A 10,925-nucleotide genomic window follows, 5' to 3' on the forward strand; every position below is an offset into this window, starting at 1 on the left:
ATCGGTCTAGGCTTCGGTGCTCTATACTTCTTCACATTCAGCTTCGCAATCCGTGCATTCAACCTGAAATCGCCAGGTCGTGAAGACGACGACGAAGAAGCAGGTGCTGCTCCAGCTGGTGAAGCGAAAAACGGTGACCTAGCGCGTCAATACCTAAAAGCTCTAGGTGGTCATGACAACCTAACTTCTATCGATGCTTGTATCACTCGTCTACGTCTTACTCTAAAAGACCGCTCTGTAGCTGACGAAGTTGTACTTAAGAAGCTTGGTGCGAAGGGTGTAGTTAAACTAGGTGAGAACAACCTTCAAGTTATCCTTGGTCCACTAGCTGAAATCGTTGCTGGCGAAATGAAAGCAATCGGTGCTAACGAAGACCTATCTGATGTAAAACTTCCTTAATAGCCACTGGTTAATAAGTAAGTGATAAAAGCCTCCTTCGGGAGGCTTTTTTGCGTTTGGTGCCTAACGTGAGACGAACAATGCTAGCTTCTTAACCAGACAACGAAAAAAAAGGTGTTTTCGATCGAGATATTGTTGTGTATTCCACCAGAATTGTGGATTATTAGACGTTATGTGCTTATCGGCTGATGATGCCGTTAAAGTAAAGAATTATCTGAACAATACTACAACAATTGAGGTGCTATAGATGAGTGAAGCTGAGGCTCGTCCATCGAATTTCATTCGCCAAATCATCGATAAAGATTTAGCGGATGGTACACACACAAGCGTGCATACTCGTTTTCCGCCAGAGCCGAACGGTTATCTGCATATCGGTCACGCTAAGTCAATTTGCTTGAACTTTGGTATTGCTCAGGACTACCAGGGCCAGTGTAATCTACGTTTTGATGACACAAACCCAGAAAAAGAAGACGTTGAATACGTTGAGTCAATTAAGAATGATGTGAGCTGGTTAGGCTTCGAGTGGAGTGGTGATGTATGTTACTCATCAAACTACTTCGACAAGCTATACGGCTACGCAGTGGAATTAATTAACAAAGGCTTAGCGTACGTTGAAGAGCTAAGTCCTGAGCAGATCCGCGAGTACCGTGGCACACTTACCCAACCAGGTAAGCCAAGCCCATACCGTGACCGTACGCCAGAAGAGAACCTAGCGCTGTTTGAAAAAATGCGTGACGGTGGCTTTGAAGAAGGCAAAGCGTGTCTACGTGCGAAGATTGACCTTGCGTCTTCTTTCATCGTGCTACGCGATCCTGTTCTTTACCGTGTCCGTTTTGCGGAGCATCACCAAACGGGCGACAAATGGTGCATTTACCCAATGTACGATTTCACGCACTGTATTTCTGATGCGTTAGAGGGTATTACGCACTCTATCTGTACGCTTGAATTCCAAGACAACCGTCGTCTATACGACTGGGTGCTAGACAACATCACTATTGATTGTCAGCCTCGTCAGTACGAGTTCAGCCGTCTAAACCTTGAATACACAGTAATGTCTAAGCGTAAGCTAAACCAGCTAGTGACTGAGAAATTGGTTGATGGTTGGGATGACCCACGTATGCCAACCATTTCTGGTCTACGTCGCCGTGGTTTCACGCCTGCCTCTATCCGTGAATTCTGTAAGCGTATTGGTGTAACTAAGCAAGACAACATGATTGAAATGGGCTCACTAGAGTCTTGTATTCGTGATGACTTAAATGAAAATGCACCACGTGCAATGGCTGTTCTTGATCCTGTTAAGATTGTGATTGAAAACTTCGAAGAAGGTAAAGTTGAGTCACTAACGGTTGCGAACCACCCGAACAAACCAGAAATGGGCGAGCGTGAGGTTCCGTTCACTCGTGAAGTTTGGATCGAGCGTGAAGACTTCCGTGAAGAAGCGAATAAGAAATACAAGCGTCTAGTGCTTGGTAAAGAAGTTCGTCTACGTGGTGCATACGTGATCAAAGCTGAACGTATCGAGAAAGATGCAGAAGGCAACATCACAACCATCTTCTGTACGTACGACAACGAGACGCTAGGTAAGAACCCAGCAGACGGTCGTAAAGTGAAAGGGGTAATCCACTGGGTATCTGCGGATAAAGGTCTTCCAGCAGAAATTCGTCTGTATGACCGCCTATTCACTGTGCCAAACCCGGCAGCAGCGGATAACTTTGCAGAAACGATTAACCCAGATTCTCTTGTTAAGCTAAATGGCTTCGTTGAACCAAGCTTAGCTCAAGCAGAAGGTGAGAAAGGCTACCAGTTTGAACGTATGGGTTATTTCTGCGCTGACGCTAAAGAGTCGAAGCCAGAAGCGCTTGTATTCAACCGCACTGTAGGTCTACGTGATACTTGGGCGAAAATCGAAGCTAAATAATAGCTAATCGAAGCTGCTAAAAAGCCAGTTATATCGACTGGCTTTTTTATTGTCTCTGTATAGAGTATTAAAAGAGATACAAAAAACGTCAGCCGAGGCTGACGTTTTTTGATATGACGATCTTTCAGATATTATTTCTTTGATTTATGTGCGTCTGGGTTATCTTTGCAGCTACCATCTGCGCACTTACCGTATAGGTATAAGCTGTGGTTAGTCAGAGTTACGTTATATTTTGCCGCAACTTCTTTCTGGCGCTCTTCAATGATGTCGTCAGAAAACTCAATGACTTCACCACAGTCTAGACAAACTAGGTGATCGTGGTGATGCTGTGTTGATAGCTCAAACACAGACTTTCCGCCTTCAAAGTGATGGCGAGTCACAATACCAGCATCATCAAATTGGTTTAATACGCGATACACAGTCGCAAGACCGATCTCTTCCCCTAGATCAATCAGCTTTTTATAGAGATCTTCAGCGCTAATGTGTTGGCATTCAGGCTGCTGTAATACTTCTAAAATTTTAAGTCTTGGAAGGGTAACCTTAAGACCAGCATCCTTAAGCGCTTGGTTATTATCTGACATATACTTTCCTGTTGATGATCTGCAATAGTTAACAGAATTCAATATTCCTAATATTATAGGGCACTAGTAAGGAACAATAAACCACGAACTTCAAAGGGTTACTAGAGAAATTTTGTAAACTGGGGTTAGGTCACTGATATGAGTGGTCTAACCAGTTACAATTGTGTAACATTGTTCATATTTATCTAGGGATATTTGAATGGGAAGTTGGATGTCCAAGATCTATAAGCCAAAGATCGTTAAGTTTGCGTTAAATAGTTGGCCACCTTTTTGGGGAGCTGGCATAAAAATTCTTTCAATCAGCGATGACTTCCGTGAAGTGAAAATGAAACTAAAGCTACGCTGGTGGAATAAAAATGCTAACCGTACTCAATATGGCGGGAGCATTTTCTCATTGACGGATCCTGTCTACTCTCTAATGCTAATGGGTATTCTAGGTGAGCAGTATTTTGTCTGGGATAAAGAAGCGAGTATCAACTTTATTAAGCCAGGACAAAGTGATTTGTACGCGGATTTCATTGTTCCATTGGATCAGCTAGAAGATATCTTACGTGAGACTGCAAATGGTGATAAGTGCTTCCCTGAGTTCGTCATTCATGTAAAAGACAAACATGGCAATGTAGTGTCTGAAGTTCAGCGTAAGCTCTACGTTCGTAAGAAGCCAAAATATCGCGAAGAGGGCGAAAGCCAAACCGCATAAAAAAACCTCCGCAAGCGGAGGTTTTTATTAAGCTCTAAAGAAATTAGTCTTCTAGCTCTGCTAGGCACATTTCTTCATGAATCTGTTTACACCAGTTATTCACACGCTCTTCAGTGAGTTCTGGTTGGCGGTCCTCGTCAATACATAGACCAACGAACTGGCTGTCATCACCTTCAACTAGACCTTTTGAAGCTTCAAACTCGTAACCGTCGGTTGATGTGTAACCAAGAATCGTACCGCCTTTCGCTTCTACGATGTCTCGAACAGTACCCATAGCGTCACAGAAGTACTCTGCGTAATCTTCTTGGTCGCCACAACCAAAGATTGCGACTAGCTTGGTCGAGAAGTCGATTTGTTCTAGCTCAGGGAAGAAATCATCCCAGTCACATTGCGCTTCACCGTAGTACCAAGTTGGGATACCTAGAAGCAGAAGATCGAAGTTATCGATGTCTTCTTTGCTGCTTTTAGCGATATCTTGAACGTGAACCAGTTGTTTACCTAGTTGCTTTTGAATCATCTTTGCAACAGCTTCAGTGTTACCTGTGTCGCTACCAAAGAAGATGCCTACACTTGCCATAGATTCGTTACCTTTACTCATTTCTGATGTGGCTAGGGTTTATCAACCTATACCACCACCTTCCCAGCTTAGCTGAATAATGCCTTTGGCAATAAAGCCAGCACAGCCAAGGAATAGGACTAACCATACAATGCGACGACCGAAAGGGGGGACGTTACCCGCTTTTAAGACATCTTTTATTGCCATACCAATAAGGAAAAAGATAGACGCAAAAAGTAGATCGAGACCAATAGACTCGAGCATGTTCATGTAGTCGTAAAGCATGGAATCCCTTTATGCCAAATTACTTGCGCCGAACTATACCACTGTTAGTAGATAAAGTTAACGGGCTTAGTGTAACTGATCTCTCATAATGTTTTATGCGAGATATTTGCGTATCGCTCGCAGTACTTCGGCTGGTTTTTCTGCATGTAGCCAATGGCCCGTGTTCGCAATAACATGTGCTTTTGCTTGCGTAAATTGCGCTTGGACTTGAGATTGATGCTCGGCCGTTAAATAGTCGGAATCTCCCCCTTTGATGAAGAGAGTCGGAGTAGAAGTTTGTTCAATCGGGTTCCAGCCTAGTATATCCCAATAGTTATCCCATAGGCTTTCGACGTTAAACCGCCATTTCAGGTGCTCACCTGAATTATAGAGAGATTTACCTAAAAACTGCCGAACACCCTCTATCTCAATATATTGAGCTAAGATATCCAATGCTTGTTTTCGCGTGGTCGGTTTTTCAGCTTCGACGGCTTTTAACCCAGCAAACACATTGTCATGGCGACTTTGAGAGTACTGAACGGGAGCCATGTCTAGAACGACCATTTGTTTTACTCTATTTTGATCAAGTTCAGCAAGCTTCATTGCGACTTTACCTCCCATAGAGTGGCCAATTAGGGAGTAGGAGCTGAGTGTTAATGAGTCGATAAGTTGGAGAAGATCTTGCGCCATCGCTTCGTAGGTATGCTCGTTGCTTTGAAACGATTGTCCATGGTTACGTAAGTCGACGCTGATCACTTGGTAATCTTGGCGAAGATCACGAGCAAGTAGACCTAAATTATCTAAGTTGCCGAAGAGGCCGTGGATCAAAATGATGGAATGGCCTTCGCCTTCCACTTTGTAGTTGAGCTGTTGTGACATTTTATTTTATTCGTGGCAGGTTAACCGTAGAGTCTCTTTAAAGATCTCGCTATAATCTCCCAGAGTTTAAACATAGAGATTGTGAAAAGCGAATGAAAACAATTGAGGTTGATGAGGATCTATACCGTTACATCGCAAGTCAAACCCAACACATTGGTGAGAGTGCGTCAGATATTTTGCGCCGTCTGTTGAATGTCGATGGCCAAAACCCGCAGTCAGCACCAGTTACTCCGGTTGAGCCAAAAGGCATTGTAGTAAGCCGTGATGCTGTTAAAGAAGAAGTAGTAGATAGCGTAAAAGAGATGCGCTCTTTATTGATTTCAGATGAGTTTGCAGGGCTTAAAAAAGCGATTGATCGATTTATGTTGGTGCTATCGACACTTCATCGCATCGACCCGAATGGTTTTTCAGAAGCGACGCAAGTTAAAGGTCGTAAACGTGTCTACTTTGCTAACGATGAGCAGACTTTACTTGCTAGCGGTAACACGACCAAACCAAAAGCGATTCCGAGTTCACCGTTTTGGGTTATTACTAATACAAATACTAGCCGCAAGAGGCAAATGGTAGATCAGCTGATGGTGAGAATGAATTTCCCGGCTGATTTAACTGAAAAAGTGGCTAACTCAATTTAAAGAAGTCTGATTAAAACCTCATAATGCTCAAGTCTCTTTCAGTATTATGAGGTTTTTTTATTTTCTATAATTTTAAGAAAGGATGTCAAAATGGCTATGCACCCTCGTGCGGGAGAAAAAGCCCAACAGCAGGACCTGCACAATATTCCGGCTTTAGTTTCAAACTACTTTTTACTTCAACCTGATCCAGCTAACCCTGACCACAAAGTAGAATTCGGTACTTCTGGTCATAGAGGTACAGCAGATAAATCCACGTTTAACGAGAACCACATCTTAGCGATTGCTCAAGCTATTGTAGAAGTCCGTTCTGAGAAAGGGACAACTGGTCCTCTGTTTGTTGGTAAAGATACACATGCATTGTCTGAGCCTGCATTCTCTAGTGTAGTGGAAGTCTTGGTTGCAAATGGTGTACAAGTTATTGTGCAAAAAGACAATGGCTACACTCCAACTCCGGGTGTGTCGCATGCAATTCTGACATATAACCTCCAGCATGAAGATAAAGCGGATGGTATCGTTATCACACCATCGCACAACCCACCACAAGACGGCGGGATTAAATATAACCCGACTCACGGTGGCCCAGCGGAAGGTGAGCTTACTAAAGCGATCCAAGATCGAGCGAACGTGCTAATTGCAGAAGGTTTGCAAGGCGTAAAACGTATGCCACTAGGTCAGGCGAAAGCATCAGAGCTATTCATGCAGATTGATCTTGTTAAGCCGTATATTGATGACCTAGTCAATGTTATCGATATGGAAGCGATCCAAAAAGCTAACCTTAAACTAGGCGTGGATCCACTTGGTGGTAGCGGTATCGATTACTGGCGCCAGATTGGCCAAGCGTACAATCTTGACCTTACGCTAGTGAGCGAAGCCATCGACCCATCATTCCAGTTTATGTCGTTAGATAAAGATGGCGTAGTTCGCATGGACTGTTCATCTCCTTACGCGATGGCAGGTTTGCTAGCACTAAAAGATGAGTATGACCTAGCGTTTGGTAATGACCCAGATTACGACCGTCATGGTATCGTGACGCCAAAAGGTCTGATGAACCCTAACCATTTCTTAGCAGTATGTATTGATTACCTATACCGTCACCGTGAAGGTTGGGGTAAAGACGTTGCTGTTGGTAAGACCTTGGTATCAAGTGCGCTGATTGACCGTGTTGTTGCAGACCTTGGTCGAGAACTGTGTGAAGTGCCAGTTGGCTTCAAATGGTTTGTTGACGGTCTTTATGAGGGTAAATTCGGCTTTGGTGGTGAAGAGTCAGCGGGTGCTTCATTCCTACGTAAAGATGGTACGCCGTGGTCAACTGACAAAGATGGCATCATTTTGTGTCTGCTAGCCGCTGAAATTACTGCTGTAACAGGCAAGAACCCACAAGAGTACTACGAAGAGCTAGCGGCGAAACATGGTGCGTCTGAGTACAACCGTATTCAAGCTGTAGCAAATGGCCCGCAAAAAGCCGTGTTGTCTAAGCTTTCTGCTGAAATGGTAACGGCTGAGACACTCGCGGGTGATGCAATTACGGCTCGTCTAACTCATGCTCCGGGTAATGGCGCTGCTATTGGCGGCCTTAAAGTAACCACTGAAAACGGCTGGTTTGCTGCGCGTCCATCGGGTACTGAAGATATCTACAAAATCTACTGCGAGAGCTTTAAAGGTGCCGAGCACTTAAAGCAGATCGAAGCAGAAGCGCAAGAGATCGTAAATCAGGTATTTGCTAACGCAGGCCTGTAATTTAGGCGATAAACTGTTGCATTAAGGGCTGACAAATTGTCAGCCTTTTTTATACCTTTTAATTAGGCCAACTATCAGGCACAACAAACCAAAATTGACCACCTTGGGTCTGAGCATGAACAAATCGTCCATTGGGTTTGTCGATTGGATTATTGAACTCTGCCAAACCGATAGCCCAAAGTGGCTTTTCGAGTTCATAGAGTGGTTCTCTAATCTGCTCCCACTGACTCAGGTAGCACCAATAGCCAGTGATTTGGCTAGGGTTTATTGTAAGCTCTAAGCACTCTTTCGGAATTGTCTCTGGCGAGAATGGGTTGATATAAAGGCGCCCTTGGATTAACAGATGCTCAGTGAGATCTGAGTAGTGGGGGTACTGTTCAAGGAACTCAGGGGATTTACTCATTTTTAATTGATGAGAGAGCATTCTCGCGAGTTTTTTGTCTAGTTGGTCATGGGCATTCGGTCCGTACCAAATACCTTGATGTAATAGATAGAATTTAATCGCGACTTCCCAGTGCTCTTTCTGCTGTGACTCAAGGTTCTCCAGTATCAGATCAATTGCGCCCAAGGTTTGGCCTGACGCTTTGTTGATTTGAATCTCTTCTTCGAGCAGTGAGTATTTTGCACTATTACTTAAAAGCTCTGTACATAGGTGTTGGTAGATGAATCCTAGTCGAGGGTTTCCCTGATAATCATCTTGCTTTAGAGGAGTGATATTTAGCGTTTTGACGTCGACAAATGGTGGTGTTATCTCAAACAGCGATGGCGTCTCATGGACCCAGTGATAAAAACGTTGTAAAGCGTTCATCCTTAAACCTATATCTACTCAAACGCCACTATTGTAGCGAGGTGCTGGTAAGGTTGCTACGGTTCGAATACACTTTGCTCACTAAGATAAAGCGTAATGTTAGCAATTAGATGGAAGCTGTCATGAACAACTTACAATTAGAAAAAATCCTCAACGAGAAGCTCTCGCCACAGCTAATCAAAGACTATGCACCTAACGGTTTACAGGTTGAAGGTAAAGAGCAGATTACAAAGGTCGTAACTGGTGTGACGGCTTCGCAGGCATTAATTGATAAAGCAGTTGAGCTCAATGCTGACGCGCTGTTAGTTCATCATGGCTATTTCTGGAAGGGTGAACCTGAACCTATCCGAGGTATGAAGGGAAAGCGTATTCGTACCTTGATTAAAAATGATATCAACTTGTTTGGCTACCACTTGCCGTTGGATATCCACCCAGAGCTAGGTAACAACGCGGAACTAGCAAGGCTGTTGGATATTCAAATGGAAGGTGGCATGGAAGGACACCCACAATCTGTTGCTATGTTTGGTCGACTAAAAGTGCCGATGACAGGAGCTGAATTCGCTAACAAGATTAACCAAGTACTTAGGCGTGAGCCTCTGCATATTGCGCCAGATAATGCTGAACAGATGATCGAAACCGTCGGTTGGTGTACCGGTGGTGGGCAAGATTTTATCGAACTGGCTGTACAGCAAGGTTTAGATGCGTTTATTTCGGGTGAGATCTCGGAGCGTACAACTTACACTGCACGTGAAATGGGTATCCACTATTTTTCCGCAGGCCATCACGCAACTGAGCGGTACGGCGTGAAAGCGTTAGGTGAGTGGTTAACAAACGAACATGGCTTAGATGTTGAGTTTATTGATATCGATAACCCTGTATAGGGACAAAGTATTTAAATATCCGACACATAAAAGAAAGGGTTGATGTTTGCACATCAACCCTTTTAGTTAGTTATTAGCGATTATTCACGTTCATGAATAGGCTGGAAGTCACGTTGTACTTCACCTGTGTAAAGCTGACGCGGACGACCGATACGGTTTAGTGGATCGCTGTGCATTTCGTTCCAGTGTGCAATCCAGCCGATAGTACGAGAGATTGCAAAGATAACGGTGAACATTGATACCGGAATACCGATCGCTTTAAGAATGATACCTGAGTAGAAGTCTACATTCGGGTATAGTTTCTTAGATACGAAGTAATCATCAGAAAGTGCGATACGCTCAAGTTCCATTGCTACGTCCAGTAGTGGATCTTTGATGTTTAGCTCTTTCAGTACTTCGTGACAAGTTTCACGCATTACCGTAGCACGTGGGTCGTAGTTTTTGTAAACGCGGTGACCAAAGCCCATTAGACGGAATGGGTCATCTTTGTCTTTCGCACGTTCAACATATTCAGGAATATTATCCACACTGCCGATTTCTTCAAGCATCTTCAGACATGCTTCGTTAGCACCACCGTGTGCAGGACCCCATAGAGAAGCGATACCTGCAGCGATACAAGCGAATGGGTTCGCACCTGATGAACCAGATAAACGAACTGTAGACGTTGAAGCATTTTGCTCATGGTCTGCGTGTAGCGTGAAGATTTTGTCCATTGCTTGAGCGACAACAGGGTTTACTTCGTACTCTTCACATGGGTTAGCAAACATCATGTGTAGGAAGTTTTCTGCGTAGCTTAAGTCGTTGCGTGGGTAAATGAATGGCTGGCCAATTGAATATTTGTAACACATTGCCGCCAGTGTTGGCATCTTAGATAGTAGACGATATGCAGCGATCTCACGGTGCTCATCATTGTTGATGTCTAGCGAATCGTGGTAGAACGCAGCAAGAGCGCCAACTACACCACACATAACTGCCATTGGGTGAGCGTCGCGACGGAAGCCATGGAAGAAGCTTGCGATTTGCTCGTGGACCATTGTATGACGAGTTACTGTAGTTTTGAATTGCTCATATTGTTCACGGGTTGGGGCTTCACCATAAAGAAGGATGTAACATACTTCTAAGTAATCAGCATTATTAGCTAGCTGATCAATTGGGTAACCGCGGTGCAAAAGAATACCTTTGCCGCCGTCGATGTAGGTGATTTGAGATTCACAAGATGCAGTGGCAAGAAAACCTGGGTCAAAAGTAAAGAATCCATTTGCTCCCAGTTTACGAACGTCAATTACAGGTGTACCAAGGGCACCTTCCATAATTGGCAGCTCGATAGGCGCTTGACCTTCAACATGAAGGGTAGCTTTCTTATCCGCCATAACAATCTCCTTTGTTTTATTATTAATCCGTCCAGGATGTTTTGTGTGACATTTTTGTACGTGGATTCGTTATCAAAGTCAATTTCTCTCCTCTGATGTGTGCACTTGTTATGATTTTTTGAACACGTAAGGTTAAAAATCTGTGCTGTGTAGCAAAAATTGTTACATCAATTGTATTAGAATGTTGCCAGCCGTATAGT

The 10,925-nt window shown here is 43.9% G+C and carries 12 protein-coding genes; 6 read left to right on the forward strand and 6 right to left on the reverse strand.

Annotated features, from left to right (window positions below; all coding sequences use genetic code 11):
- Both AC4MRV_RS20490 and glnS read left to right on the forward strand, forming a co-directional pair.
- Positions 1-399: glucose PTS transporter subunit EIIB (locus AC4MRV_RS20490; protein ID WP_491189152.1), on the forward strand; the 399-nt coding region annotated here is incomplete at its 5' end.
- Positions 400-646: 247 nt separating this feature from the next.
- Positions 647-2,317 (forward strand): glutamine--tRNA ligase, encoded by a 1,671-nt coding sequence (glnS, locus tag AC4MRV_RS20495; protein ID WP_491189153.1) that lies wholly within the window; start codon positions 647-649, stop codon positions 2,315-2,317.
- Between the two features lie 131 nt (positions 2,318-2,448).
- On the opposite strand, the gene fcrX is transcribed toward glnS, so the two are convergent.
- Positions 2,449-2,898 carry a ferric iron uptake transcriptional regulator FcrX gene (fcrX, locus tag AC4MRV_RS20500; protein ID WP_491189154.1) on the reverse strand — a complete coding sequence of 150 codons (450 nt, stop codon included), beginning with the start codon at positions 2,896-2,898 and terminating at the stop codon, positions 2,449-2,451.
- Between the two features lie 199 nt (positions 2,899-3,097).
- On the opposite strand from fcrX, the gene AC4MRV_RS20505 reads away from it, so the two are divergent.
- Positions 3,098-3,598, forward strand: a complete 501-nt coding sequence (locus tag AC4MRV_RS20505) for a DUF4442 domain-containing protein (RefSeq protein ID WP_491189155.1) — start codon at positions 3,098-3,100, stop codon at positions 3,596-3,598.
- A 43-nt stretch (positions 3,599-3,641) separates the two neighbouring features.
- Here the strand turns inward: AC4MRV_RS20505 and fldA are convergent, their stop codons facing one another.
- The 3 genes from fldA to AC4MRV_RS20520 all read right to left on the reverse strand — a co-directional run bounded on the left by fldA (position 3,642) and on the right by AC4MRV_RS20520 (position 5,297).
- Positions 3,642-4,175, reverse strand: a complete 534-nt coding sequence (fldA, locus tag AC4MRV_RS20510) for a flavodoxin FldA (RefSeq protein ID WP_006879334.1) — start codon at positions 4,173-4,175, stop codon at positions 3,642-3,644.
- A gap of 42 nt (positions 4,176-4,217) precedes the next feature.
- Positions 4,218-4,439, reverse strand: a complete 222-nt coding sequence (locus AC4MRV_RS20515) for a DUF2788 domain-containing protein (RefSeq protein ID WP_004413180.1) — start codon at positions 4,437-4,439, stop codon at positions 4,218-4,220.
- Positions 4,440-4,532: 93 nt separating this feature from the next.
- Positions 4,533-5,297: an alpha/beta fold hydrolase gene (locus AC4MRV_RS20520; protein ID WP_491189156.1), complete on the reverse strand. Its 765-nt coding sequence runs from the start codon at positions 5,295-5,297 to the stop codon at positions 4,533-4,535.
- A 92-nt stretch (positions 5,298-5,389) separates the two neighbouring features.
- On the opposite strand from AC4MRV_RS20520, the gene seqA reads away from it, so the two are divergent.
- Both seqA and pgm read left to right on the forward strand, forming a co-directional pair.
- Entirely contained in the window at positions 5,390-5,929 is a 540-nt protein-coding gene (seqA, locus tag AC4MRV_RS20525) for a replication initiation negative regulator SeqA (protein ID WP_491189157.1), read from the forward strand.
- A gap of 90 nt (positions 5,930-6,019) precedes the next feature.
- On the forward strand, positions 6,020-7,666 hold the full coding sequence (gene pgm / locus AC4MRV_RS20530; RefSeq protein WP_491189158.1) for a phosphoglucomutase (alpha-D-glucose-1,6-bisphosphate-dependent): 1,647 nt from the start codon (positions 6,020-6,022) through the stop codon (positions 7,664-7,666).
- Positions 7,667-7,724: 58 nt separating this feature from the next.
- On the opposite strand, the gene AC4MRV_RS20535 is transcribed toward pgm, so the two are convergent.
- A complete protein-coding gene (locus tag AC4MRV_RS20535) occupies positions 7,725-8,474 on the reverse strand; it encodes a DUF1853 family protein (RefSeq protein WP_491189159.1) in 750 nt (249 codons plus the stop codon).
- A 122-nt stretch (positions 8,475-8,596) separates the two neighbouring features.
- Between AC4MRV_RS20535 and AC4MRV_RS20540 the strand changes: the two genes are divergently transcribed.
- Positions 8,597-9,355: a Nif3-like dinuclear metal center hexameric protein gene (locus tag AC4MRV_RS20540; protein WP_491189160.1), complete on the forward strand. Its 759-nt coding sequence runs from the start codon at positions 8,597-8,599 to the stop codon at positions 9,353-9,355.
- Between the two features lie 80 nt (positions 9,356-9,435).
- On the opposite strand, the gene AC4MRV_RS20545 is transcribed toward AC4MRV_RS20540, so the two are convergent.
- Positions 9,436-10,725 carry a citrate synthase gene (locus tag AC4MRV_RS20545; RefSeq protein WP_491189161.1) on the reverse strand — a complete coding sequence of 430 codons (1,290 nt, stop codon included), beginning with the start codon at positions 10,723-10,725 and terminating at the stop codon, positions 9,436-9,438.
- Positions 10,726-10,925 lie beyond the last annotated feature (200 nt).

The organism is Vibrio sp., from assembly GCF_984391705.1.